The sequence below is a fragment of the Croceicoccus mobilis genome (assembly GCF_001661965.1).
In the GTDB taxonomy this organism is placed as follows: domain Bacteria; phylum Pseudomonadota; class Alphaproteobacteria; order Sphingomonadales; family Sphingomonadaceae; genus Croceicoccus; species Croceicoccus mobilis.
The window spans coordinates 52,002-78,158 of the sequence record NZ_LYWZ01000027.1 but is presented as its reverse complement, the minus strand read 5'-3'; the positions used below and the strand labels follow the sequence as shown (position 1 = coordinate 78,158).

At 62.3% G+C, this 26,157-nt stretch carries 21 protein-coding genes, 1 tRNA gene and 1 pseudogene; 13 read left to right on the top strand and 10 right to left on the bottom strand.

Annotation, left to right across the window (positions count from 1 at the left end):
- Positions 1-94: 94 nt before the first annotated feature.
- From A9D13_RS16755 to cobA, 6 genes are all read left to right on the top strand, one after another.
- Positions 95-2,662 (top strand): nitrate reductase, encoded by a 2,568-nt coding sequence (locus tag A9D13_RS16755; protein WP_066776255.1) that lies wholly within the window; start codon positions 95-97, stop codon positions 2,660-2,662.
- A 317-nt stretch (positions 2,663-2,979) separates the two neighbouring features.
- On the top strand, positions 2,980-5,451 hold the full coding sequence (gene nirB / locus A9D13_RS16750; protein WP_066776253.1) for a nitrite reductase large subunit NirB: 2,472 nt from the start codon (positions 2,980-2,982) through the stop codon (positions 5,449-5,451).
- Positions 5,448-5,807, top strand: a complete 360-nt coding sequence (gene nirD / locus A9D13_RS16745; protein WP_066776248.1) for a nitrite reductase small subunit NirD — start codon at positions 5,448-5,450, stop codon at positions 5,805-5,807. The genes nirB and nirD overlap by 4 nt, the downstream gene beginning before the upstream one ends.
- Positions 5,808-5,844: 37 nt before the next feature.
- Entirely contained in the window at positions 5,845-6,699 is an 855-nt protein-coding gene (locus A9D13_RS16740) for a formate/nitrite transporter family protein (RefSeq protein ID WP_066776245.1), read from the top strand.
- Between the two features lie 95 nt (positions 6,700-6,794).
- Positions 6,795-8,507: a bifunctional protein-serine/threonine kinase/phosphatase gene (locus A9D13_RS16735; protein ID WP_066776241.1), complete on the top strand. Its 1,713-nt coding sequence runs from the start codon at positions 6,795-6,797 to the stop codon at positions 8,505-8,507.
- Between the two features lie 185 nt (positions 8,508-8,692).
- Positions 8,693-9,487 carry a uroporphyrinogen-III C-methyltransferase gene (cobA, locus tag A9D13_RS16730; protein WP_066776239.1) on the top strand — a complete coding sequence of 265 codons (795 nt, stop codon included), beginning with the start codon at positions 8,693-8,695 and terminating at the stop codon, positions 9,485-9,487.
- Between the two features lie 319 nt (positions 9,488-9,806).
- On the opposite strand, the gene A9D13_RS16725 is transcribed toward cobA, so the two are convergent.
- From A9D13_RS16725 to A9D13_RS16715, 3 genes and pseudogenes are all read right to left on the bottom strand, one after another.
- The gene (locus A9D13_RS16725; RefSeq protein ID WP_156522139.1) at positions 9,807-10,214 is read right to left on the bottom strand and encodes an MFS transporter; all 408 of its coding nucleotides are present in this window, start codon (positions 10,212-10,214) and stop codon (positions 9,807-9,809) included.
- A gap of 55 nt (positions 10,215-10,269) precedes the next feature.
- Positions 10,270-10,800 (bottom strand): annotated as a pseudogene (locus A9D13_RS16720) (integrase core domain-containing protein); the annotation flags it as partial.
- A gap of 240 nt (positions 10,801-11,040) precedes the next feature.
- A tRNA-Arg gene (locus tag A9D13_RS16715) sits at positions 11,041-11,117 on the bottom strand.
- A gap of 294 nt (positions 11,118-11,411) precedes the next feature.
- Between A9D13_RS16715 and A9D13_RS16710 the strand changes: the two genes are divergently transcribed.
- The 3 genes from A9D13_RS16710 to A9D13_RS16700 all read left to right on the top strand — a co-directional run bounded on the left by A9D13_RS16710 (position 11,412) and on the right by A9D13_RS16700 (position 14,334).
- Complete coding sequence (locus A9D13_RS16710; protein WP_066776753.1) at positions 11,412-11,675, top strand: FtsB family cell division protein; 264 nt, start codon at positions 11,412-11,414, stop codon at positions 11,673-11,675.
- 209 nt (positions 11,676-11,884) lie between these two features.
- Positions 11,885-12,946, top strand: a complete 1,062-nt coding sequence (gene pdhA / locus A9D13_RS16705; protein WP_066776234.1) for a pyruvate dehydrogenase (acetyl-transferring) E1 component subunit alpha — start codon at positions 11,885-11,887, stop codon at positions 12,944-12,946.
- Positions 12,946-14,334 (top strand): pyruvate dehydrogenase complex E1 component subunit beta, encoded by a 1,389-nt coding sequence (locus A9D13_RS16700; protein ID WP_066776231.1) that lies wholly within the window; start codon positions 12,946-12,948, stop codon positions 14,332-14,334. The genes pdhA and A9D13_RS16700 overlap by 1 nt, the downstream gene beginning before the upstream one ends.
- Positions 14,335-14,411: 77 nt before the next feature.
- On the opposite strand, the gene A9D13_RS16695 is transcribed toward A9D13_RS16700, so the two are convergent.
- From A9D13_RS16695 to A9D13_RS16685, 3 genes are read right to left on the bottom strand one after another with little or no spacing between them, the layout of a single operon-like run.
- Positions 14,412-14,843, bottom strand: a complete 432-nt coding sequence (locus A9D13_RS16695) for a TadE/TadG family type IV pilus assembly protein (protein ID WP_172808213.1) — start codon at positions 14,841-14,843, stop codon at positions 14,412-14,414.
- A gap of 5 nt (positions 14,844-14,848) precedes the next feature.
- Positions 14,849-15,355 (bottom strand): TadE/TadG family type IV pilus assembly protein, encoded by a 507-nt coding sequence (locus A9D13_RS16690; RefSeq protein WP_172808212.1) that lies wholly within the window; start codon positions 15,353-15,355, stop codon positions 14,849-14,851.
- A 5-nt stretch (positions 15,356-15,360) separates the two neighbouring features.
- On the bottom strand, positions 15,361-16,827 hold the full coding sequence (locus tag A9D13_RS16685; protein WP_066776222.1) for a TadE/TadG family type IV pilus assembly protein: 1,467 nt from the start codon (positions 16,825-16,827) through the stop codon (positions 15,361-15,363).
- 119 nt (positions 16,828-16,946) lie between these two features.
- Between A9D13_RS16685 and A9D13_RS16680 the strand changes: the two genes are divergently transcribed.
- Together A9D13_RS16680 and A9D13_RS16675 are read left to right on the top strand one after the other, a co-directional pair.
- Positions 16,947-17,645 (top strand): hypothetical protein, encoded by a 699-nt coding sequence (locus A9D13_RS16680; protein WP_082922511.1) that lies wholly within the window; start codon positions 16,947-16,949, stop codon positions 17,643-17,645.
- Positions 17,646-17,745: 100 nt separating this feature from the next.
- Positions 17,746-18,219, top strand: coding sequence for an EF-hand domain-containing protein (locus A9D13_RS16675; protein ID WP_066776219.1), 474 nt, complete (start codon positions 17,746-17,748; stop codon positions 18,217-18,219).
- A gap of 1 nt (position 18,220) precedes the next feature.
- Here the strand turns inward: A9D13_RS16675 and trmFO are convergent, their stop codons facing one another.
- Complete coding sequence (gene trmFO, locus A9D13_RS16670) at positions 18,221-19,588, bottom strand: methylenetetrahydrofolate--tRNA-(uracil(54)-C(5))-methyltransferase (FADH(2)-oxidizing) TrmFO (RefSeq protein WP_066776217.1); 1,368 nt, start codon at positions 19,586-19,588, stop codon at positions 18,221-18,223.
- A 90-nt stretch (positions 19,589-19,678) separates the two neighbouring features.
- Here trmFO and A9D13_RS16665 point away from each other — a divergent pair, with 90 nt between their 5' ends.
- On the top strand, positions 19,679-20,359 hold the full coding sequence (locus A9D13_RS16665; RefSeq protein ID WP_066776214.1) for a lysoplasmalogenase family protein: 681 nt from the start codon (positions 19,679-19,681) through the stop codon (positions 20,357-20,359).
- Positions 20,360-20,428: 69 nt separating this feature from the next.
- Here the strand turns inward: A9D13_RS16665 and gyrA are convergent, their stop codons facing one another.
- On the bottom strand, positions 20,429-23,218 hold the full coding sequence (gene gyrA, locus A9D13_RS16660; protein ID WP_066776211.1) for a DNA gyrase subunit A: 2,790 nt from the start codon (positions 23,216-23,218) through the stop codon (positions 20,429-20,431).
- 379 nt (positions 23,219-23,597) lie between these two features.
- Here gyrA and A9D13_RS16655 point away from each other — a divergent pair, with 379 nt between their 5' ends.
- The gene (locus A9D13_RS16655) at positions 23,598-24,833 is read left to right on the top strand and encodes a tetratricopeptide repeat protein (RefSeq protein ID WP_156522136.1); all 1,236 of its coding nucleotides are present in this window, start codon (positions 23,598-23,600) and stop codon (positions 24,831-24,833) included.
- 80 nt (positions 24,834-24,913) lie between these two features.
- Here A9D13_RS16655 and A9D13_RS16650 read toward each other — a convergent pair whose 3' ends face one another.
- Entirely contained in the window at positions 24,914-25,651 is a 738-nt protein-coding gene (locus A9D13_RS16650; RefSeq protein WP_066776204.1) for an NYN domain-containing protein, read from the bottom strand.
- 58 nt (positions 25,652-25,709) lie between these two features.
- Positions 25,710-26,063: a PilZ domain-containing protein gene (locus A9D13_RS16645; protein ID WP_066776201.1), complete on the bottom strand. Its 354-nt coding sequence runs from the start codon at positions 26,061-26,063 to the stop codon at positions 25,710-25,712.
- Between the last annotated feature and the right edge of the window lie 94 nt (positions 26,064-26,157).

The following is a 26,157-nucleotide window of genomic DNA, read 5'->3' as shown; positions in this document are numbered from 1 at the left end:
CTGATGGGACCGGATCGAGGCGGCTTTTTTGCGTGCGCAATCAAGTCCAAGGGATTGAAGCGATGATGGCACGCAGCAGAAGGGGCGAAGGGCGATGAGCGCGGTCCGCACCACCTGCGCCTATTGCGGCGTGGGCTGCGGCATCGTGGCGCAGCCGGGCGAGGGCCGCGCGCTGACCATCAAGGGCGACAAGGAGCATCCCGCCAATTTCGGGCGGCTGTGTTCCAAGGGCACATGGCTTGGCGAAACTGTCGGGCTGGAGGGGCGATTGCTGCATCCAATGATCGGCGAGCGCCGCGCGGGTTGGGACGAGGCGCTGGACCTTGTTGCCAAACGGATGGGCGACTGCATCGCGCAGCACGGGCCTGAAAGCGTGGCGTTCTATGTCTCGGGCCAATTGCTGACCGAGGATTATTATATCGCCAACAAGCTGCTGAAGGGCTTTGTCGGCACCGCCAATATCGACACCAATTCGCGCCTGTGCATGGCCAGCGCAGTCGCCGCGCATAATCGCGCATTCGGCGAAGACGTGGTCCCGGGTACTTACGAGGATCTCGAAGCGGCGGATCTGATCCTGCTGGTAGGGTCGAACACCGCATGGTGCCACCCCGTCATCTGGCAGCGGATCGAGGCGGCGCGCGAGGCGCACGGTGCAAAGCTGGTGGTGATCGACCCGCGCCGCACCGAAACGGCAGAGCGGGCGGACCTGCATGTGCCGGTCGCGCCAGATGGCGATATCGCGCTGTTCAATGCCCTGCTTGCCGAAATGCGCGATCGCGGGCTGCTCGACCTCGGCTTCATGGACGCGCATTGTGAATTACCGGTCGATTTCCTGGCGGACCTGTCCGCGCAGGATCACGGCGTGGATCCGGACGTGTTTGCCCGGCTTGCCGAACTGGTCGCCGCGAACCGGCGCATGGTCACCCTGTTCAGCCAGGGCGCGAACCAGTCCGTTTGCGGGACCGACAAGGGCAATGCGGTCATCAACCTGCACCTTGCCACCGGGCGCATCAATCGCACGGGCGCCGGGCCGTTTTCAATGACCGGCCAGCCCAATGCGATGGGTGGGCGCGAAGTGGGCGGCCTGGCCAATATGCTTGCCTGCCACCTTGGCTTTTCGGACGAAGAGCGTGCATCGGTCACCCGGTTCTGGAATGCGCCGGCACTGTGCGCAGAGCCCGGGCTGAAAGCGGTCGACATGTTCCGTGCCGTGCATGACGGGCGCATCCGTTTCATCTGGGTGATGGGCACCAATCCCGCCGTTTCCATGCCCGATGCAGGCTTTGTGCGCGAGGCTCTGGATCGCTGCGAGACGGTGGTCGTGTCCGAAGTGATCGCCGAGACCGATACGGCGAAACTGGCCGATATTCGCCTGCCCGCGATGGGCTGGGGCGAAAAGGATGGCACCGTCACCAATTCCGAACGCATGATCAGCCGCCAGCGCACGCTGATGTCGCCAGCCGGCGAGGCGAGGGCGGACTGGCGCATCATGTGCGATGTCGCGCGGCGACTGGGGTATGGTGGTTTCGATTTCGACCATCCCGGCATGATCTTCGCCGAATATGCCGCGATGACGCAGCTTTCCGTGGACCATGGCAAGATGCTCGACCTGACCGCATGGGCCTGTTGCAGCATAGAGGACTACGATGCGATGACCCCCTTCCGCTGGGGCGGGGAGCACCCATTGCAGGGGGGCTTCAGCCATGCGGATGGCAAGGCGCGCATCGTCGCCGTCGATGCGCCAAAGGCGGCAGCTGTCGATCCCGATTTCCCGCTGCGGCTCAATACCGGACGCTATCGCGACCAGTGGCACACGATGACGCGAACGGGCTTGAGCGCCAAGCTATCGATCCATCGCCGCGAGCCGCTGGTCGAGGTTCATCCCGCCGATGCCGATCGGTTCGGCCTTTCCGATGGCGGCTTTGCGCAGGTCGGCACGCGCTGGGGCGCCTCTGTCTATCGCGTCGCCGTTTCCGACGGACAGCGCAGCGGCGAAATCTTCGTGCCGATGCACTGGACGGACCTTACGGGGAAGGGGCGCACAGGCAAGCTGGTGCACCCGGCCACCGATCCGGTTTCGGGCCAGCCCGGCTTCAAGAACGTGTCGGCCACGATCGCGCCGGTCGAGCCCGAATGGCGCGGCTTTCTGATCGCGCGCGATGCGGTGAGGCCCGAAACAGCCTATTGGGCCATGGCCCGCGTCGAAGGCGGCTGGCTTACCGAAATGGCGGGCGACGGGGCGATCGATGTCGACGCGATCCTGCCCGAAGGCGAACGCTGCGAGGCATCGGACAAGGCGCGCGGCATGACGCGCATCGTGGTGCGCGCTGACAATGGCGAACTGGCCGCCGTGCTTTACCTGACGCGCAGCGGCAAATTGCCCGAGCGGGACTGGGTGGCGAAACAGTTCACCGACGAACAGGCCAGCTCGCTTGAACTGCTGGCGGGGCGTCCGGCGCAGCCTGCCGAAGATCGCGGCCCGCTGGTGTGCCTGTGCCTCGATGTCGGAGAGAAAGACATTCGCGAAGCCGTGCGCGGCGGTTGCTGCAAGCTGGGCGAAGTGTCCGACCAGACAGGTGCCGGCAGCAACTGCGGCAGCTGCCGCCCGCTGATCGCGAAACTGATCGAGGAGGAGACCGCTGCTGCGAAAATAGATGCCTGAAAATTGCGTGACTTAGCCTTGGAGCTTGCGCAAAAAGTTCCAAAAAGTGCGATCCAGGTCAATTTTGCATTGCGGCATAAATCGAATCGCCGTATAGAATTTTCTAGCGATGACGGCCCGATCCGGTCCTGCGATGAGGCGGACCAACGGCGATCAGGCCAGCCATCTTTCAACTGAACTTTTGACATGCAGCAATGGCGCTGCGCGGCCCTTCAACCGGATGTCCGGCTGAACGGGGAACGCGGCGCTTTTTGTCTTGCCCCGTGTTCGCGCCATTTCCGGCTCACGCGCAGCTCCACCGAACACGGGAGTTATCCATGGCGCGTGAACGTCTGGTCATTGTCGGAAACGGTATGGCTCCGGGCCGTATGCTCGAACATCTCTTCGAGCTGGCTCCGGAACGTTATGACGTAACGATCTTCAACGCCGAACCGCGCGTGAACTACGACCGCATCATGCTGTCGCCGGTTCTGTCGGGCGAAAAGGCGTTCAAGGATATCGTGATCCACGACGACGCCTGGTATGAGGATAACGGGGTCACGCTGCATCGCGGCGCAAAGGTCGAAAAGATCGACCGTGACGCGAAGACCGTGACCAGCGCCAACGGCATTACCGCCGAATACGACCGTCTTGTCATCGCGACCGGTTCCGCCCCCTTCATCATTCCCGTGCCGGGTCATCAACTCGATGGCGTGCTTGCCTATCGCGACCTCGACGATGTCGAAAAGATGCACGGTTACGCGGCGACGGGCGGGTCCGCCGTGGTGATCGGCGGCGGCCTGCTGGGGTTGGAGGCCGCCGCCGGTCTTCACATGAAAGGCATGAAGGTCACCGTCATCCATTTGATGCCCACGCTGATGGAGCGTCAGCTGGACACCGCTGCGGGCTATCTGCTGCAAAAGGAACTTCAGGGCCGCGGCATCGACATCCGCTGCGGCGCGAATACCAAGCAGATTCTGGGCGACGACAAGGTCACCGGCATCGAACTGGAAGATGGCACCGTGATCGACGCCGATGTGGTCGTCATGGCCGTGGGCATCCGCCCCAATACCGGCCTTGCCAGGGAGGCCGGTCTGGAAGTCAATCGCGGCATCGTCTGCGACGCGCAGCTTCGCACCAGCGATCCGGCGATCAGCTCGGTCGGTGAGTGCGTGGAGGTCGATGGCCGCGTCTATGGCCTCGTCGCCCCGCTCTACACCATGGCAAAGATCCTTGCTGCCGATCTGGCGGGTGCGCCGATCGACAATTACGTCCATTCGGAAACCCCGACCAAGCTCAAGGTCACCGGCGTGAACCTCTATTCCGTCGGGGATTTCGCGGAAGGCGAAGACCGTGAGGAAGTCGTCATGCGCGATGCCGCGCGCGGCACCTACAAGCGCGTCATCATCAAGGACGACCGCGTTATCGGCGCGGTCCTTTACGGCGATGTCGCCGATGGCGGCTGGTACAACGAACTGCTGCGCAAGGGCGAGGACGTCCGCGACATCCGCGAGACCCTGATCTTCGGCCAGGCGTTCCAGAACGCGGGAAACTCTGATCCCCTTGCAGCGGTCGCCAACCTTGCAGATGACGCGGAAATCTGCGGCTGCAACGGTATCTGCAAGGGGGCCATCACGGGTGCGATCAAGGACAAGGGCCTTTCCACGCTGGACGAGGTGCGCGCCCATACCAAGGCGTCTGCATCGTGCGGCAGCTGCACCGGCCTTGTCGAAAGCCTGATGGCGCTGACCCTGGGCGATGATTTCGATGCCAGCGCGCCCAAGTCGATGTGCGGCTGCACCCATCTCGGCCACGGCGAGGTCCGCCGCCTGATCAAGGCGAATGGCCTCAAATCCATCCCCGCCGTGATGCAGGAACTGGAATGGACCACCAGCGGCGGCTGCGCCAAGTGCCGTCCCGCGCTCAACTACTATCTGCTGTCCGACTGGCCGGGCGAGTATGTTGACGACAACCAGAGCCGTTTCATCAATGAGCGCGTCCACGCCAACATCCAGAAGGACGGCACCTATTCGGTGATCCCGCGCATGTGGGGCGGCATGACCAATTCCGATGAATTGCGCGCCATCGCCGACGTGGTCGACAAGTTCCAGATCCCGACCGTTCACGTCACCGGTGGGCAGCGCATCGATCTGCTCGGCGTAAAGAAGGAAGATCTGCCCGGCGTCTGGGCCGATCTCAACAAGGCGGGCATGGTTTCGGGCCACGCATACGGCAAATCGCTGCGCACGGTGAAGACCTGCGTCGGCACCAACTGGTGCCGCATGGGCACGCAGGATTCGACCGGCCTCGGCGTCGCGCTCGAGAAATTCCTGTGGGGGTCGTGGACCCCGCACAAGGTCAAGCTCGCCGTCTCGGGCTGCCCGCGCAACTGCGCCGAAGCCACCTGCAAGGACATTGGCGTGGTCTGCGTCGATAGCGGCTATGAACTGCACTACGCAGGCGCTGCCGGCCTCCACATCCAGGGCACCAAGAAGCTCACCACCCTCGAGACCGAGGAGGAGGTGATGGAGGTGACCGCGGCCATGATGCAGATGTACCGCGAGCAGGGCTACTACCTCGAACGCATCTACAAATGGGCCGACCGCGTCGGGCACGACACGATCCGCGAGCAGATCCTCGACAACAAGGAAACGCGCCGCGCCTATTACGAGCGCTTCGTGTTCTCGCAGCGGTTCGCGCAGACCGATCCGTGGTCCGAACGCGTCAGCGGCAAGGACAAGCACGAGTTCAAGCCGATGGCTGACCTGTCATCGCCCCATGCACCCTCGCAGATGGAGCCCGCAGAATGAACGCCGCAACGCCTTTCACTCGTCTTGCGGACGCCGAATGGGTCCGCGTCGGCACCATCGACGATATCCCGCGCCAGGGTGCACGCTGCGTGAAGACCGATGGCCCGACCATCGCCGTCTTCCGCACCGAAGACGACCGCATCTTCGCGATGCAGGATAATTGCCCGCACAGACAAGGGCCGCTTAGCCAGGGGATCGTGCACGGAAACTGCGTGACCTGCCCTCTGCATAACTGGGTGCTCTCCCTCGAAACCGGCCTTGCCCAAGGCGCGGACGAAGGCAGCGTGCCGACCTACGCGGTGCGGCTGGAAGGCCGGACCATCCACCTGAACCTGCAAAACTCTCCTGCTGCCTGACCGGCGGGAAACCAACTTAAGAAGGAAGGAATTCGATATGTCGTATATCGCTCCCGCCGAGTTTGCGGCCAAGATGGTCGACGCTGGCGAATCGAAGGTTTTCATGTCCACCAAGGACACTCTGGTCCGCGCCTATATGGCGGGCGCCATCCTCGCGCTGGCGGCCGCCTTCGCGATCTCGATCACCGTCAATACCGGCAACCCGCTCCTGGGCGCGCTGCTGTTCCCGGTCGGCTTCTGCATGCTCTACCTGATGGGTTTCGACTTGCTGACCGGCGTGTTCACGCTGGTCCCGCTGGCCCTGATCGACAAGCGGCCGGGCGTCACCATTGGCGGCGTGCTGCGCAACTGGGGCCTGGTGTTCTGCGGCAACTTTGCCGGTGCGATGACCGTTGCCGTATTCATGGCGATCATCTTCACCACCGGGTTCTCGACCGAACCCAATGCCATCGGGCAAAAGATCGGCGTGATCGGTGAAAGCCGTACGCTGGGTTATGCCGCTGCTGGCGCTTCGGGCATGCTCACGCTCTTCATCCGCGCCGTGATGTGCAACTGGATGGTATCGACCGGCGTCGTCGCTGCCATGATGTCCTCGTCCGTTTCGGGCAAGATCATGGCGATGTGGATGCCGATCCTCGTCTTCTTCTACCTCGGCTTCGAACACTCGATCGTGAACATGTTCCTGTTCCCGTCGGGCATCATGCTGGGCGGCCAGTTCACCTGGATGGACTATTTCATCTGGAATGAAATCCCGACCGTTGTCGGCAACCTTGTCGGCGGCCTGACCTTTGTCGGCGGCATGCTCTACGCCACCCACTACAAGGCTTCGGCTCCGCGCAATGCAAAGCCTGCGGCGCAGGGCGACGACTATCTGTCGATCGCTGCCGAGTAACCGGCTCTCCTGACGTCCGGGTTCCTCATTATCCGGACATGGCGAAGGGGCCCCGTCGTTCACGCGGCGGGGCCTTTTTGGCGGAGTAACGACCCATGCTGCGCGTATCTATCGGCCAATATTCGGATGCCGGGGCAAAGCCCGAAAACCAGGATTTTCATGGCGCGCTGATGCCAGATGCCGGTCAGAGCGCCATGAAAGGCGTGGTGCTGGCCCTTGCGGACGGCATCAGTTCAAGCCGCGTATCGGCAGAGGCGGCGCGCACGGCGGTGACTTCATTCCTTGCCGATTATCCTTCCACGTCGGACGCCTGGTCGGTCAAGACGGCGGGCATGCGGGTAATTGCGGCGACCAATCGCTGGCTGCACGATGCCAATCGCAATGCCGGGATATATGACGCCGATGCCGGCATGGCCTGCACCTTTTCCGCGCTGGTGCTGAAAGGACGGCACGCGCATCTCTTCCACATTGGCGACAGCCGCATCCAGCGGCTGACCGGCATCAGCCTTGAACTGCTGACGCGCGATCATGTGAAACGCCTGTCGGCCAGCGAATCCTATCTTGAGCGCGCATTGGGCATTGGCGAAGAGGTCGTGGCCGATTACGCCCGCGTTCCGCTGGAAGTGGGGCAGGTGTGGCTGATCACCAGCGACGGCGTGCATGACCATGTCGACGGCCGCACGGTGGCAGAGGCTATCGCGGCATCCGAAACGCTGGACGATGCCGCGCGCATGATCGCGCAGGCTGCGCTAGCCAATGGCAGCGCCGATAATCTCACCTGCCAGATCGTGAGGATCGACGCGCTGCCCGAACGCGATGCCGCTCTGGAAGAAGCGATGGGACCGGAGACCGCGCTTCTTCCGTTGCCCGCTCTCCCCAAGGCGGGCGATGTGCTGGATGGGTTCACGATCCTGCGCGGCCTGCATTCCAGCGCGCGCAGCCATGTCTATCTGGCAAAGGCGCCAGACGGTTCGGCGGTGGCGATCAAGATCCCGACGCGCGAAATGGCGGAGGACGAAGCCTATCTCAAACGCTTCGTGCTGGAGGAATGGATCGCGCGCCGCATTTCAAGCCCGCATGTGCTGAAGGCCGCGCCCGCGCCGGAAAAACGCACTGCGCTTTATTGCGTCACCCGGCATGTGAAGGGGCGGACATTGCGCCAGTGGATGCACGATCATCCCCGCTGCACGCCCGACGACATGCGCGGCATCGTCGAGCAGATCGCGCGGGGCCTGCGCGCGTTTCACCGCAAGGACATGCTGCATCAGGACATCCGCCCCGAAAACATCATGATCGATGAGGCGGGCACGGTGCTGATCATCGATTTCGGATCGACCAGCGTGGCAGGGGTGGAAGAGGCCGCCCCCGGCACGGCGGGCCTGATGCCGGGCACGTTCCAATATACCGCGCCCGAATATCTGTCGGGCGATCCGGTCGGCTGGCGTTCCGATCTCTATGCGCTGGGCGTCATCGCCTATGAAATGCTGACAGGCGAACTGCCCTATGGCACGCAGGTCGCGAAAATCCGATCCCGCCGTGATCAGCGCGCGCTTCGCTATCGCGCCGCGCGGGGCGAAGACAATGCCGTGCCCGCATGGCTGGACGAGGCGCTGAGAAAGGCGGTTCATCCCGATCCGCTGAAACGGCACGATGCGCTTTCCGAATTCCTTGCCGATCTGCGCCGACCGCCCAAAGACTGGGCGCGGCGGCAGCAACGTCCCTTGCTGGAGCGCGATCCGGTTCGGTTCTGGCAGATCGTCAGCGTGGCGCTGTTCGCGGCCTTGCTGATCAGCCTTGCCACGCGATGATGTTTTCTTTTGCGGATGCGAAGGGAATCGTGTAAAAACCAAAGGATCGGACGCGCCTGCCCAAGGAAGGGCAAAGCAGCAAAGTCCTCTAACGACATATACGGCAATGACGCCGCCTGCATGGCCCCAATCGGGGCTGTTTCGCGGCGCGCATTCATGCGTCGCTCTTTGACTGGAGGCCGACGATGACCACTGACCGTAACGCGATGATTGCAACTGGCGAGGTATGGCTGGTGGGCGCTGGCCCCGGCGATCCCGATCTGCTGACCCGCAAGGCCGAACGCCTTTTGAACAGCTGCGACGTGGTATTCCATGACGCGCTGGTGGGGCCAGGTGTGCTGGACCTCATCCCCGCCGGCGTGCGCCTTGTCCATGTGGGCAAGCGTTCGGGCCGCCATTCGAAGGATCAGAAGACGATCGACGCCCTTATCGTGGAGGCTGCGCTGGCAGGAAATCGCGTGGTGCGCCTGAAGGGCGGCGATCCCGCGATTTTCGGCCGCGCCACGGAAGAGCTGGAGGCTTGCCGCGCGGCGGGCGTGACCGTTCGTATCTGCCCCGGCATCACCGCGGCAAGTGCCGCCGCCGCAGATCTCAGCCTGTCGCTGACCCTGCGCGGACTGGCCCGCAAGCTGACATTCGTCACCGCCCACGCGCGCGCGGGCGAGGCGCTTGACCTCGACTGGCAGACCCTTGCCGATCCGCAGGCGACCCTCGCGATCTACATGGGGAAGGCTGCCGCAGCAGAGGTGTCACGCCAACTCATGGACCACGGTCTTGCCGGTCATACCCCTGTCGCCATTGTCGAGAATGCCAGCCTTCCGACGGCCCGTGTGTTTACCGGTCGGCTCGATCTGCTTGGCATCATGGCCACGACCGCAATCGGAGATGGTCCCGCATTGCTGCTGATCGGTGAGGCCGTGGGCATGGCGGGCACCGCGCATAATGAAACCGGCAAGATGGACATGCTCGCCCGTCCCTGAGGCAGGGGTAAAACGCCGCATCTTTCAAGGGCGTCGACAGTCAGCAGCGACCTATCTTGGCGTGGTGCAAAGGCGGTGTCTGCTGTTGACGGACTTTGCCGAAGGCGGTGGCTACGCCATATTATGGCACCTTAATATCTACCGTTGGGAGCGCCGGTGTCGGCTTTTCTTTCTTCCGCACCCAAAAGCTGCCGGTCCGCAATCGGCCAAAAGGCGTCATGAAAAAGACCGCTATCGCGTTTAAGTACGGCAATCGAAATGCGAGGTTCAATTCACCAGCCGGTAATACCAGACTGTTTATTGAGGCCATCATAGCCCTTCACGCCGTTCTGACGACTACCATGGCGCGCGAAGCGAGCAGCCATGCAAGCCCGCCAAACAAAAGGATGAGCCACATGGCAGGTCTTGGTGTGCCGTCATACAAAAGGGCGACCAACGAAGCCCCGATTATCCCTGCGCCATAATGCATCGCCCCGACCAGCGAGGAAACTGATCCGGTACTTTGCGGGTCGACGTTCATGGCGCCGGCGACGGAATTTGCCACGATCAAGCCGACCATTGCCACATATGTCGATTGGGCTGCGTATACAGACCAGAATAAGGGAAGGGAGGGCATGGCGAACAAAGCGACCAGCACCATGCCCGACAATGCTGCGATTCCGCCGCCAAATCGAAGAATTCGGGAGGAGCCATACAGCATCACAATTTGGGAATTGGCGAAATTCATCGCGATGACCCCGAGAGTGCTGGTGACGTGACCCCCAGGTTTCCCCCAGATGGGATTAGAGCCGGGCGGTTGTATTGCGCATGAGCGCGGTCGAAGCAGGCCATTGCTTATCCAGTTTGGCGGCGAATGCCGCCGGGGTTGCGTAGCCAAGGGATGAGTGCGGTCTCTCCCGGTTGTAGTCTTCCGCCCAAGCGGCGATCTCGACTCGTGCATATGCCATGCTGAGGAACAGGGTCTCGTTGAGAAGCTCGTCGCGCATGCGGCCGTTGAAGCTCTCGACATAGCCATTCTGCATCGGCCTTCCCGGAGCGATGTAATGCCACTCAATGCCGATCTCGCCGCACCAGGCCAGCACGGCGTTGCTGGTGAGCTCAGTCTCATTATCGCTGACGATCATGCCGGGCTTGCCCCGCTGGGCAATCAGCCGGGTCAACTCGCGTACGACACGGTGCCCCGAGATCGAGGTGTCCGGCAGTGCGGCCAAGCACTCCCTCGTCACGCCATCGACCACGTTGAGGATCCGGAACCGTCTGCCCGAGGCTATCTGATCGTGGACGAAGTCGAGGCTCAAGCGCTGGTTCGGCAGATAGGAAACAAAAACATCCGTATTTCCGAGGATCATGTAATCCGTTTCGCTGATATTCTGAAAAAGCGTTTGCGTAGTTCCGATGATCCATCGCTACGCAAAAGATAAGTCAATGCATTCGTCAGCGAAGTCAGGATGACGAAGCAATCAATCGAAATTTACGGCACGAAGGGCGCGCTCGAAGCATGGGTCATAGCATTCGCTCGACGCGACGAGCCAGTGCGTACTTCTATGGCAAAATGGTGCGCCCGACAGGATTCGAACCTGTGGCCCCCAGATTAGGAATCTGGTGCTCTATCCTGCTGAGCTACGGGCGCGCCGGGGCCCGTTTACGAAGCGGTGCGGCAAATGGCAATCGGGTGCTTGCAGCTTTGCCCGGCGAAACGGGCGGGGCGGCAGGCGTGGCGCACTGCGGCGGCGTTTGGTCGCATTATTGACTCGGTTCGGCGCTTGTGATCCGAATTAATGCTAACACTCCCATCATTGCTCTTGATTCTATGTCTTAACCGTGATTCTGCTAGAGTATGGCAGATCAGCACGAATTCGGACTTGTACGGCGGGGGCGCAAGCTTCCCGTGCAGCCGCGTGCGCGTCGCCGTAGTATCGGCCAGATGGCCGCGGCGCTCGGCGTGATCATGTTGGCCGCCGCCGCGCTGGTTGGCCCCACCGGCGTTTCCGCATGGGCGGAAAGCTCGCAAAAGCTTGAGCACCGGCAGGACGAACTGACGAAGCTGAGAGCCGAGCGTGACCGGATCGCCAACCGCGTCGAGTTGCTCGACCCGGAAAATGCCGATCCTGACCTGGTCGGCGAATTGCTGCGCAGCAATCTCAACGTTGCTCATCCCGACGAGGTCGTCGTCCCCCGCGACAAGTGATCGCCCGATCAGGGGTGAGCGTGGTGCTGCATTGCACCATGCGGATTTGTGCGTGTGCGAGTTGTCTTTGACGCTTGGAATTTGCGAAAACCGCAATTGGAATCGGCGGGAGCCTCCTTGCGTCTTCAAGCGTTTCGACCATATACCCGCACCCCGAAATCAGGGCAAAACCTCCCTTACAGCCCTGATCGCAGACGAGGAAACCTGACTTGGCCGCGAAAAAACCCGTAACGCCTCCGTCCGACGATCTCGAATTCAAGCTGCACAGCCTGCAGACGACCTTTGAGGAAAAAGGTTCGTACAAGGCTACCGACGATGAACTTCTGAAACTTTATGAGCAGATGCTGCTCATCCGCCGTTTCGAAGAGAAGGCCGGGCAGCTTTATGGACTCGGTCTGATCGGCGGTTTTTGCCACCTCTATATCGGGCAGGAGGCGGTTGCCGTCGGCCTGCAGTCCGCCCTGACCGAGGGCAAGGACAGCGTCATCACCGGTTATCGTGACCATGGTCACATGCTGGCCTATGGCATCGACCCGAAAATCATCATGGCCGAGTTGACCGGCCGCCAGGCCGGTATCTCCAAGGGCAAGGGCGGTTCGATGCACATGTTCTCGACCGAACATGCGTTCTATGGCGGCCACGGCATCGTCGGCGCCCAGGTGCCGCTGGGCGCAGGGCTTGCCTTTGCGCACAAGTACCGGGAAGACGGCGGCGTATGCCTTGCCTATTTCGGCGATGGCGCGGCGAACCAGGGCCAGGTCTATGAAACCTTCAATATGGCCTCGCTCTGGCAACTTCCGATCATCTTCGTGATCGAGAACAACCAGTACGCCATGGGCACCAGCACCGCGCGTTCCTCGGCAGAGACCGAGTTCCACCGCCGCGGCAGCGCCTTCCGCATTCCGGGCATGGACGTTGACGGCATGGACGTGCTCGCCGTGCGCGGCGCGGTCGAGGTTGCGCTGGAGCATGTGCGCGGCGGCGGCGGCCCCGTGCTGATGGAGCTCAACACCTATCGCTATCGCGGCCACTCCATGTCGGACCCGGCAAAGTACCGCACCCGCGACGAGGTGCAGAACATGCGCGAACATCACGACCCGATCGAGGCGGCGAAGGCCGAATTGATCAAGCGCGGCGTGGAAGAGGACAAGCTCAAGTCGATGGAAAAGGACATCCGTTCCACCGTGAACGAGGCGGCGGATTTCGCCGAGAGTTCGCCTGAACCGGAAGCATCCGAGCTCTACACCGACGTGCTGGTGGAGAACTACTGATGGCGACCCAGATCAAGATGCCCGCGCTTTCCCCGACGATGGAGGAAGGCACGCTTGCCAAGTGGCTGGTCAAGGAAGGTGACAGCGTGTCGCCCGGCGACATCATCGCCGAGATCGAGACCGACAAGGCGACCATGGAATTCGAGTGCATCGATGAAGGCACCGTCGGCGCGATCACCGTTCCGGAAGGGACGGAGAACGTGAAGGTCGGCACCGTGATCGCAGTACTCGACGGCGACGCCAGCGATGTCGACGGCGGCGCTGCGGCAGAGGTCAAGGACGTTCCGGGCGAAGGCAAGGACGTGGGCCGCGAGGCCGAGCCGAGCGAAGGCGCGCAGCCGCCCGAGGCAAAGCCCGCCCCCAAGGAACGCGCCAACGATCCCGAGATCGCCGAGGGCACCTCGATGACCTCGACCACAGTGCGCGAAGCATTGCGCGACGCGATGGCCGAGGAAATGCGTGCCGACGAGACCGTCTTCGTGATGGGCGAGGAAGTCGCCGAATATCAGGGCGCGTACAAGGTAACGCAGGGCCTGCTGGACGAATTTGGCGACAAGCGTGTCATCGACACGCCGATCACCGAATATGGCTTTGCCGGCATCGGTACGGGCGCTGCGATGGGCGGCCTGAAGCCCATCGTCGAGTTCATGACCTTCAACTTCGCCATGCAGGCGATCGACCACATCATCAACTCGGCGGCCAAGACCAATTACATGTCGGGCGGCCAGATGCGTTGCCCGGTTGTGTTCCGTGGCCCCAATGGCGCTGCCAGCCGCGTGGGTGCGCAGCACTCGCAGAACTATGGCCCTTGGTACGCCTCGGTCCCCGGTCTGGTCGTGCTTGCGCCTTATGACAGCCGCGATGCCAAGGGCCTGCTGAAGGCAGCGATCCGTTCGCCCGATCCGGTCGTGTTTCTCGAAAACGAGCTGATGTACGGCAAGAGCTTCGATGTGCCCGACGTTGACGACTGGGTTCTGCCCATCGGCAAGGCGCGCATCATGCGCGAAGGTTCGGACGTGACGATCGTCTCGTACTCCATCGGTGTCGGCTTCGCGCTGGAAGCGGCGGAGAAGCTGGCAGGCGAGGGGATCGACGCGGAAGTGATCGACCTGCGCTCGCTGCGTCCGCTCGATACCGAAACGGTGCTGGCTTCGCTCAAGAAGACCAACCGCCTGGTCGTCGCCGAGGAAGGCTTCCCGGTCTGCTCGATCGCGAGCGAGATCATCGCGGTCTGCATGGAGCAGGGCTTCGACGACCTCGACGCCCCGGTCCTGCGCGTTGCCAACGAAGACGTGCCGCTGCCTTATGCGGCGAACCTTGAGAAGCTGGCGCTGATCGATGCCGACCGCATCGTCAAGGCGGCGAAGAAGGTCTGCTACGTCGATTGACGGCAGGCAGGATGACAAATGAAAAGGGCCGCCCAAGTGTCGGGCGGCCCTTTTTGCATCATGGCTGTCGAATACCGTCAGTTCGGGACGAAGATTGATTTCTTGTAGGTCAGGTCCATCGGCCCAAAGCTGGCAAAAGCCATGACATTGGGTACCTTGTAGCCCAGTTCCAGCTCGATCTCGCGGACGTTGCTGATAGTCTGCGTTGATGCGTCTTTTGCCGAAACCGAAATTCCTTCGGGCTGAAGCAGGTAAGGCGCACCGATCGCCCGCGAATAGGCGCGGTTTTCCAGAAGCGTATTGGTAATCTTGTTGTCGCGCTGATACTCGACCGACATGAAACGGCTCATGTCCGTGGCAATACTGGCCAGCGCGTTCTGCGCCTGCATATAGAAACCGACCTGCATCACGCCCAGAAGTGCCATGATCAGCATCGGTGCCAGGATCACGAATTCGATCGCGCTGGCGCCATTCTCATCGCGAAGGAAGGTGCGTAGCTTGCCGGTCATGTCCATCACGCGATCTGAATCGATTTCTCGACCCTGTATTGCAGCGTCTCGCCGATGCCGAAATCTTTCCAGACGGGCGTGTAATCATCGCGCATCAGAAAGACGATGAATTCTCGCGCATTCGTCGAATCAGTGCAGCCGGTATCCGCCTTCTTGAAGGTTTTCGAATTGCCGCAGCGATAGCGGCGCATGACATAAGCGACGTTCTTCTTCGTTTCGTCAGGATCCTGATCGAAGCCCAGCACATGCGTCGTCAGCCCCGTGTCGGCTTCCAGCTTCGCGGCAACGCCGGTCAGCATGGCGCTGGTGGCTGTATCGTCTTCGGGTGCGGCGGCCATGATGATTTCCGCCGCCTTGCTTGCTGCATTCTGCAGCTCGCTCTGGCGCTTGACCATGTTCGACACTTCCACCCCGCCAAGGCTCATGAAGACGAGGAAGGGGGCGACAAAGGCGGTTTCGATCAGGGCCGAGCCTTTTTCGTCGCGGCGCAGCCGGTTGATGAATTTTTGCATCGCCATCATCCCACCAGCTTTACGGTGCCGAAGATCACGGTCGTGCTGACGAGATCAGGATCATTTTCGCAGAAATCGCGCATGTTGAGCGTGCCGGTCAGGTTGATCTTATTGGCGACGATCAGCAGGCAGGCGTTTGCGACGTCGGCGGTTCCCTGCAGATTCAGCGTATTAACCGGGGTATAGAACGCGCCGTTCAGATAGGTGTTGCTCGACCCATTGAGGATGTTGCCATTGTTCTCGTCGTTGTCGCGCGATTCCCACACCAGCATGCGGTCAAGGGTGTTGGCTTCCTCCTCGGTATAGCCGAGCGCGAGGAGCTGGTCGTTCTCCATGCCGTTGAGATTGATGTCGGCGCCGCCGTTGATCTTGAAGTCGGCGCCGTCATAAAGCACGAACATCACGCCCTTTTCGCTTGATACGGCATAATTGCCGTTGATGGTCAGCGATCCGCCGCTGAGGTAATAGACACCGCGCTTGAAAGTGGTGTCGCAGCTGACCGTGATGCCTCCTTCGTAAAGGCCGGGATTGGCCACGCCCATCCAGACATAGCCGTCATCACCGGGGTTCAGGCCCTCGTTCAGCTTTTTCTTGTTGGTCTTCGAGCAAGTGTACACGCCCGTGGGCGTATTCGAGTCAGGCTCTGGCGGGTCGAGATCGGCGAATTCGTCGGTCAGGCCTGGCTGTTTCTCGAAAATTTCGTCGCCGGTTTCCTCTGCCGATGCCTTGATGTCATCGCTGACCGTGCCGGCGGTGACAATGGTGCCTGCCTCCAGCTCGTAGGAGGTGCCGTTGTTGCTGATCGCATCTTCACCCTCCCACTTTGTGCAGACATTATCGCTGTCGTATTCGACGCAATAGCGCGACGATGCTGAGAGCGCCATGATCCCGCACTTTGCGGTGAAAATCGCATTGCCGCCGATGGTGATGGTCGTGCCTTCCGCGACGTCTTCTTCGATGGCTTTCAGGCAGCTGGTAAAGGTCTTCGTACCGGCAAAGGTCGCCTGGCTTTTAACGGCGACGGTGGTGGCGTCCTTCGTGAAGAAGCTGGTGAAGGGCAGGCGCTTCGTTGCGCTCGACGTCACGATGACGGAGTTCTCGTTCCCGTCCTCGTCACCGCCCGACCAGAATGCCAGCTCGACCGTCGGCTCCTGGTTAAAGCTGTTGGTGACCTGCTCGTTCGTGCGGAAGGCGTATAGCGCGCGTTCGCTCATCTTGCTCTGGCTGCCGCTCTCGATCATCTCCCATGCGGCCGCGATGGCAGCCTGATCGTTGGCGTATTGCAGCTCGCGCTTCCACAGGTAGAACTGGCCGAAATCGATGGCCATGCCGCCACCGCCGATGATCATCGGCATTGCAAAGGCGACCAGCATGGTAGCATTGCCGCGCGAATCCCGGGCAAAGCGGCTGGCGCAAGAGGCCGCATGGGTCTTGATCCGGCTGGCGTAGCGACGGAGGCGATTGCTGGTCATAGGGCGCAAACTCCATAAATCCATGCGCGCAGCCCCTCGATATTCAGGCGGAAAAAGGGCAAGGCGCGCGTTCAAGGACAAGAGCTAGCGCAACTCTGGTAAGCACGATCCCAAGGAACATGGTAAACAACTCATTAAACACGCAAGCCAAGGGGGATCCGCCCCTTGCCGGGGAAGCTTTCGACGCGCTGACCCCGCCGGAGCGTCTGGCGATCGCCTATGCGCCTGCTCGCTGGCGGCCATATTGGGTTGATATCTTCGAACTCGATTCGCGATTCGCCCGTATTGTCGCGCAGGCGAGCGAGCCGATGCTGGCGCAATTGCGGCTGGCATGGTGGCGGGAGAATTTCGACAAGCCTGCCGATGCCTGGCCTTCGGGTGAACCGCTGCTGGCGCGGCTGGCGGCATGGAATGATGAACGCGCCGCGCTTTCCGGATTGGCAGAGGGCTGGGAAGCACTGGTGGGCGAGGGCGCGCTGGATGTCACCGACATGGTCGCCTTTGCCGACGGACGCGCAGGAGCAATGGCGGCGCTGGCGCGGATCAGCGGCGCGCAGGATGATGGCAAGGCGGCACACCAGGCGGGCTTTCGCTGGGCGCTGGCCGATCTGGCAGGCCATCTGACTGACGGGGCGGAACGTGAGGGCGTGACAGCTCTGTTGGCAGGGGCCGAGCCGGTGTCCTCGCGGCTTTCCCGCCCGATGCGCCCTCTGGCGGCCCTGCGCGCCATGGCCGAGCGCGCGGCGGGCGATGGGCGGCATATCGGCGGCGGCGGCGATTTCCTCGCGGCGGTCAGAGCAGGGCTGACCGGGCGGTAGGATCGGCCGTGAAGATGCTGTGAATTCGATAGTTTTTGCTTAACGACTGGTTTGCTATGCCCCCCGGCATGGTCGCATATATCTCACGGATTCTCAGCCGATGAACCGGACGCTTTTCGGCGCCTTCGGGGCATTGATCCTTGTCGCAATCGGCGTTTTCTGGTGGCAGGGCCGCGCGGTGGAGGCGCCCGCACCGCCGCCGCCGGAACCCGAAGAGATCGTCGCGGCGGAGCCCGATCCCGAAGACCTGCCGACCGCCGATGTCGGCGACATGCAGGGGCCGGAACTGCCCGAGGCGAAGGAGCTGACGCGCGAGCAGAAGCGGTTCTTCCGTTATGACCGCAACCGCGACCTTGAGATCACGCGAAACGAAATGCTCTCGACCCGCACCGCCGCATTCCGGAAGCTGGACAAGGATGGCAATAATTTGCTGACCTTCGAGGAATGGGCCGTCACCACCGTCGACCGGTTCGAGAAGATGGACGCGGATGGAAACGACAGCCTGACCCCTGCCGAATTCGCGACCTCTGCGCCCAAGCGGTCCCCGAAGCCTAAGCCGAAGTGCTCCTGCTAGGTCAGGCGGGCTCTGCCGCCTTGGTCTCGCTCAACCAGTGCTGCATGTCGCGCTTGCCGCGCTCGGTGTAGGCGCGCTTCCGGTCCTTCTTCTTCACCGCCTCGTCGGGCATGGGGAAGAGGCCGAAGTTGACATTCATCGGCTGATAGCTGTCCGCCTCGGCATCGCCGGTGATGTGGGAGAGTAGCGCGCCCATCGCGGTCGTGCGCGGCGGGCTGGTCCATTGGCGGCCCGCCATTTCGGCGGCGGCCATCATGCCCGCCATCAGCCCGACGGCGCTGCTTTCGACATAACCCTCGCACCCGGTGATCTGTCCGGCGAAACGGATATGCGGCGCGGATTTCAGGCGAAGCTGGCGATCCAGCAGGATCGGCGAGTTCAGGAACGTGTTGCGATGCAGCCCGCCAAGCCGCGCAAACTCCGCCTTTTCAAGGCCGGGGATGGTGCGGAACAACTCCTTTTGCGCGCCATGCTTCAGCTTGGTCTGAAATCCGACCATGTTCCACAAGGTGCCCAGCTTATTGTCCTGCCGCAGCTGCACCACCGCATAGGGCCAGCGGCCGTTCGGAAATTCGGGCGTTGCGGCATGCGGATTGTCGAGACCCACCGGCTTCATCGGGCCGAAGCGCAAGGTGTCTTCGCCGCGTGCCGCCATGACCTCGATCGGCATGCAGCCTTCGAAATAGGGGGTGTTCGCTTCCCATTCCTTGAACTCGGTCTTCTCGCCATCGAGCAGGCCCTGGCGGAAGGCGACATACTGCTCCTTGTTCATGGGGCAGTTGATGTAATCCTTCCCGTCACCCTTGTCCCAGCGGCTGGCCATCCAGCAGATGTCCATGTCGACGGTGTCGCGGTGCACGATGGGCGCGATGGCATCGAAGAAGGCGAGGGCTTCGGCCCCGGTGGCAGCGCCGATGCTGGACGCCAGCGATGCTGCGGTCAGCGGGCCTGTGGCGACGATGGTCATGCCCGCATCGGGCAGGACATCGATCTTCTCGCGCACGATGGTCACGTTCGGCAGATCGGCCAGCGCCTTTTCGACATGGGCGGAAAAGACATCACGATCCACGGCAAGCGCGCTGCCCGCGGGAACCTGCGCCTCTGCCGCCGCGCGCATGACAAGGGAATCGCATTCCCGCATTTCATGGTGCAGCAGACCGACCGCGTTCGAGGTGTCGTCGTCCGAGCGGAAGGAATTGGAGCACACCAGTTCGGCCAGCCCGTCGGTCTGGTGCGCATCGGTCGAACCGCCGCCACCGCGCATTTCGGAAAGCCGCACGGAAAAGCCCCGGCGCGCCAGTTGCCATGCCGCCTCGCTGCCGGCGAGGCCGCCGCCGATGACGTGAATATCGTAAGTCTTGTTATCCATGGGGCGCCGATAGCGATTGCCTTGCCCCCTTGGCAAATGCAATCACGCGCACGCCGGTTTGCAAAACCCCGGCAGACCAGTGGAGTTTTAATGCCCAAGCGTGCCCTTATCGAACGCCGACCATGGCTGATGCTGTCCATCGTGATGGCGCTGGTGTGGTGGCTCGGGTTTGAAAACACGATGACGCCGGGGCTGTATCTGCTGGGGCTGAAGTTCCTGCCGGTGGCGTTCCTGGCGGTTTATTCGTGGCGGCGGCATCATGGGCTGGACGGGCGGCTGATTGCGGCGGTCATGGGGATCGCGGCCATTGGCGACGCGCTTACCACGCTGGAATATGGCTGGGGCGGGATTGCGCATGCCTTGTCGCAGCTGGTGGCGATCGTGCTGTATTGGCGCAACCATCGCCCCGGCGTGCGGCCCGCGATGATGCTGGCGGGGCTGGCGGCCGTGGTGATCGCGCCGGTGCTGGCATGGCTCTTGATGGTGGGCGAAGTGGGGCAGGGCGCCGTGGCCGCCAGCGCCGCGCTATTGGCGATCACCGCTGCCATCGCATGGCTCAGCCGCTTTCCGCGCCAGCGCGTGGGGCTTGGCGCGCTGCTTTATCTCGTCTCCGAACTGCTGCTGATCGCGACGCAGGCGCACCTCTTGGAAGTGGGCGGGGCGGTCGGCCTTGCCGTGTCGGAGCTGGTGTGGCCGCTTTATTATATCGGGCAGCTCCTGATCGTCACCGGGGTAAACCGCACGCTGCGTTCGCGCGAAATCAGGAAATAGGTCACGTGCCCAAGAAAAACGCCCGCCGGTCGGTCTGACTGGCGGGCGTTTTCGTTTTCCGGTTGCGGATCAATCCTCGGTAGGAGGCGTATCCTCGTCGTCCACCGGATCGTCGCGGTCCTGCGTGGTCTCGGGCGTCGTCTCCTCGGCATCGCGGCCGATCATTTCCTCGACAATGGCCTCTTCGGCCTCGGTCTCGGGCGCTTCTTCCTCGTCGATGCGGGCGACAGAGACGATATGTTCGTTCTTGCCGACATCGAACAGGCGCACGCCCGCCGTGTTGCGGCCCAGCACGCGCAGGCTTTCAAGGTTGATGCGGATCAGCTTGGCCTTGTCCGTCACCAGCATCAGCTGATCGCGGACATTGGCGCGGAAGCTGGCGACGACGGGGCCGTTGCGTTCGATATTGTCGATATTGACGATGCCCTGACCGCCGCGCCCGGTCTTCCGGTATTCATAGGCTGAGCTGATCTTGCCATAGCCATTGGCGCAGACAGTGAGGATGAATTCCTCGTCCTCGGCCATCGCCTGCTGGTCCTCGTCGCGCTCGGCCTCGGCATCCTTCCACGGGGCGACGCGCAAGTAAGCGTCGCGCTCGTCCGGCGATGCGGTCAGGCCCTTGAGGATCGAGAGCGAGACGACCTCGTCCTTGTCCTTCAGCGTCATGCCGCGCACGCCGGTCGAGGTGCGCGACTGGAATTCGCGAACATCTTCGGCGGCAAAGCGGATCGCCTTGCCCTGCTGGCTGGCGAGCAGCACGTCATCGTTGGAATCAAGCAGGGCCACGCCGATCAGGCGGTCTCCGCCAGCCTCGTCGAATCGCATGGCATATTTGCCGTTCGACGGAATGTTCGAGAAGCTGTCCATCGCGTTGCGGCGCACGCTGCCTTTCGCCGTGGCGAACACGACATGAAGCGCGCCCCAGCTGTCCTCGTCCTCCGGCAAAGGCAGAACGGCGGCGATGCCCTCGTCCTTGTCCAGCGATGGGAGCAGGTTGACGATGGGCCGCCCGCGCGTGGCCGGTCCGCCCTCAGGCAGTTTCCAGACTTTGAGGCGATAGACCTTGCCGCTGGTGGAGAAGAAGAGCACCGGGTTGTGAGTGCTGGTGACGAAGAGTGCCGAGATGGCATCCTCGTCCTTCGTGCTCATGCCCGAACGGCCCTTGCCGCCGCGATGCTGCGCGCGGAAGGTGGAGAGCGAGGTGCGCTTGATATAGCCGTCGAGGGTGACGGTCACGACCATCTCGTCGCGCTCGATCAAATCTTCATCGTCGAGACCGTCCCACGCGGGCGCGATTTCGGAGAGGCGCGGCGTGGCGAAACGCTCGCGCACTTCCAAAAGCTCCTGCCGCATCACCTCGTAAAGCTTTACCCGGTCGCCGAGGATCGAGAGATATTCCTTGATCGCCGCGGCAATGGTTTCCAGTTCCTCGCCGATCTCGTCGCGGCCCATGGCCGTGAGGCGGTGGAGGCGGAGTTCGAGGATGGCGCGCACCTGCCGTTCGGACAGGCGATAGGTCGCCGCCTCCGGCGCGTCTTCATGCTCCTCGATCGCTTCGACCAGACGGATATAAGGCGCGATCTCGCCCATTTCCCATTCGCGGGCCAGCAGCGTCTCGCGCGCGACCGCGGGGCTGGAGGAGCCGCGCACGATCTTCACCACCTCGTCCAGATTGGTGACCGCGATGACGAGGCCGAGCAAGACATGCGCGCGTTCGCGGGCCTTGTTCAGCTCGTACTTGGTGCGGCGGGTGATGACCTCTTCGCGGAAATGGATGAAGGTCCGCAGGATCTCGCGCAGGTTCAGCGTTTCGGGACGGCCGCCGCGGATCGCCAGCATATTGGCGGGGAAGGACGACTGCGCGGGCGTATGGCGCCACAGCTGATTGAGCACGACCTCTGCCGTAGCATCGCGCTTCAGGTCGATGACCACGCGCACGCCCCGGCGGTTGGTCTCGTCGCGGATGTCGGTGATGCCCTCGATCCGCTTGTCCTTGGCGGCCTCGGCGATCTTTTCCACCAGACCCGCCTTACCGACCTGATAGGGGATCGAGGTGAGGACGATGGATTCGCGGTCGCCGCGGCGGCTCTCGATCTCATGCCGGCAGCGCATCAGGATCGACCCGCGCCCTTCGCGATAGGCGGCGCGCGCGCCTGCCGTGCCCAGGATCAGCGGGGCGGTCGGGAAATCGGGGCCGGGGATGATCTCGGTGAGTTCATCAATGGTGATCGCCGGATTGTCCATCATGGCGAACACGCCATCGATCACTTCGCCAAGGTTGTGCGGCGGAATATTGGTCGCCATGCCGACCGCGATGCCGCCCGCGCCATTGACGAGGAGGTTCGGGAAGCGAGCGGGAAGGACCGAAGGCTCCTGCTCGGACCCGTCGTAGTTGTCGACGAAATCGACCGTATCCTTGTCGAGATCCGACAGCAGCGGCGTCGCCGCATGGGCAAGGCGGCTTTCGGTGTAACGCATGGCCGCCGGCGGATCCGGATCCATGGAGCCGAAATTGCCCTGGCCATCGATCAGCGGCAGACGCATCGACCAGTCCTGCGTCATGCGGGCCAGCGCGTCATAGATCGCGCTGTCGCCGTGCGGGTGGTAGTTACCCATCACGTCACCGACGATCTTCGCCGATTTGTTATAGGACTTATTCGCGTGATAGCCGCCGACCTGCGCTGCATACAGAATGCGGCGATGCACCGGCTTCAGACCGTCGCGCACGTCGGGAAGCGCGCGGGACACGATCACGCTCATCGCGTAATCGAGATAGCTCGTCTTCATCTCATCGACGATGTCGATCGGCTCGATCTGAGGGCCCGCGCTATCGGGAATGTCGGTGGTGATGTCGTTCACTGGAAGGTCTGCTCTGAATTGCGTCTTTTGACTGTCATATCGCCCAGGCAGCCTAGGGCAGCGGCGCGCCCAAGGCCAGCGAAGCGGACCGCTGCCCCCCTGTAAGTGGCCCGTTTTCCACAGTCGGGCGACCGATGGACCCAAAGGGCGACGAAAGGGTCTGACCGGGCGTCATTTTCATTCAATCCGCGTTCAGTCGCCGATTGCTATAAAACAGGTCAAATATGGAATTAAAGGCGCGTACCGGTTGCGCTGCGGGGCATATCCCGTCATCTGGTGCGCGCCATTTTTAAGAGAGGGGCCTTCTGCAATGCACCATCCCTCCCGGTGCGTTGCGATCGTCAGGGCCTTTTACCAGAAAACCGAAAAGGAGTTTTTGATGGTTCGTTCGATTTCCCGCGCTGCACTTGCATTCGCCCTTGCCACCGGCATGGCCGCGACCGGTGTGAGCGTGACGCCTGCAATGGCACAGGGCAAGAAGAAGGAAAAGGAAGCTGCTGCCGAATATTCCAAGGAATTCGTCGAGGCCTACCAGCCGCTCGCCAACGCAGTCGATGCGGGTGGCGATCTGGCCGCGCTCAAGCCGCAGATCCCCAGCCTCGTCGCGCTTACCACTTCCAATGACGAGAAGATGGCCGCAGGCAATGTGATCTTCAATATCGGTTCCAAGACGCAGGATCAGGCCGTGCAGTTGCAGGGCGTGGAAATGATGCTCGCTTCGGGCAAGGTTCCTGCCGAGAACATCGCATCGTTCAGCCTTGCCGCGGGGCAGCTGGCCTATAACGCCAAGGATTACACCAAGGCGGAAACATATCTGAAGCAGGCCGCCGACGCAGGTAGCGCCGATGCCAAGGGGCTGCTCGCCAGCACCTACATCACCAATGAAAAGCCCGCCGAGGGTCTTGCCATGCTCGACAGCGCGATCAAGGACCTGCAGGCCGCCGGTCAGCCGGTGCCCGAGGGCTGGGCCTTCAACGGCATGGCCGCCGCCGTCGGTCAGGACGATCGTCCCGCCGCGTTCAAATGGGGTGTCATGACGCTCGCGACCGATAGCCGCGACAGCGCGCGCAGCCAGGCCTATCGCGTGGTCGAGGCCTATTCGCCCTTTGCCGATGATGTGCAGCTCGACCTGATGCGCCTCATGGCGCGTGAGAACGCCTTTGACCAGCCGCGCCAGTATGTGGCCTATCTCGACCTGATGCAGCCGCTGCGCCGCCCAGGTGAGGCGAAGAACTTCTTCGACGGCGTCGGCGCAAAGGCGCCGACCGACAATGCGTTGGTCGCCGATGCAAAGCGCGTCGCGAACGAGCGTTACGCCACCACGCTGAAGGAGCTGGACGCCGACGCGCCGAGCGCATCCGGCGATGCGGCACTGGCTATTGCCGACACCTATCTCGGCTATGGCAAGTCGGCCGAAGCCGAAGCCGCCTATACCAAGGCGATCGACGGTGGCACGACCGAACAGGATCGCGCGCTGACCGGGCTTGGCATCGCACAGGCCGATCAGGGCAAATATGCCGAGGCCAAGGCCACGTTCGAGAAAATCACGACGGGTCAGCGTTCCGAGCTTGCCAAGCTGTGGATCGCCTATGTGGACGGTAAGGCAGGCGCCTGATCGCTATCACGGATCTATAAAGGAAAAGGGCGGCCCCGCGGGGTCGCCCTTTTTCGTTGGTTGCGATGCCGCGCAGCCGATCAGCGCAGCCGCTTGACCCAGCTTTGCCCATCGCGTTTCTGCACATCGAAATTGGGCAGCGCCTCGATCAGGTCGGTCAGCCGCTGATAGCCGTAATTGCGCACGTCGAAATTGGAACGATTGCCCGCGATCTTCCCGACTTCACTAAGCCGCGCATAATTGTCGTCGCCCCGCTTGGCCGCGGCCCATGCCTTGCCCAGCAGGGTGATCAGCTCGTCATCGGGAGCAGGGGCGGGGGTGGCGTTGCCGTCATTGCCGCCAGAGCGACCGCCCGTTCTGTCGCTCGCATCCTCGCGGATCAGCGCGTCGAGATCGATAAAGCGGGTGCAGGCAGCCATGAACGCGTTCGGCGTGCGCTGCTTCGACCCGAAGCCATAAACAACAAGACCATCCTGCCTCAGGCGCGAAACCAGCGGGGTAAAGTCGCTGTCGCTGCTCATGATGCCGAACCCGTCGACCTTGCCCTGATAGAGGAGGTCGATAGCGTCGATCGTCATGGCCATGTCGGTGGCGTTCTTGCCCTTGGTCAGGTCGAATTGCTGCTGCGGGGCGATCGCGTATTGATTGGTGATCTCGCCCCATTTGTGCAGGTTGTCCTTGGCAAAATTGCCATAGGCGCGGCGGATGTTCACCTGCCCCAGCTCTGCCAATGCGGTCAGCACCGGGTCGATCCCGGCGGGCGTCGTGTTATCCGCATCGATGAGAAGGGCGATATTCTTCAGTGATTCTTCTGTCATGCCGCCGAAATCGGGTCCCTGCCACTGAATTGCAAGCAGCGGCGGTTTCGTTAACCACTCAGCCCTTGCGACGCTTGGGTCGCGTGTTCGGGCGGGTGCGGGGCTGCATTTCATCGACCATCGATTGAAACAGGTCGGGGCGCACGATGCGTTCGAACTGGAAGCCGGCGCGGCTTTCGGCCACCCAGATCACATGCGCCTCGATCCGGCCGATCACGGGAAGGCGCATCAGCACGCGTTCGCCGCGGCCAAGCGGGGTTTCGCCCTCGATCATGAAGCCGTTTTGCGAAACATTGGCGATCACGAAATGCACGTCGCCCAGCAGGCGGTGCTCCGCCAGGACCGGATAATGGACCGGATGGCGCGCTGCACGGCGCAAGTCTGTAACCGAAAGCTGGGCCCCGCCAACCACTGCCGTTCTCCTTCTCGTCCTGTTGGGAGAGGGTATGAGGAAATGGCGAATAAAGAGTTAAAATTGTTAGGATTGCTAACCGCCATCCCCCGCA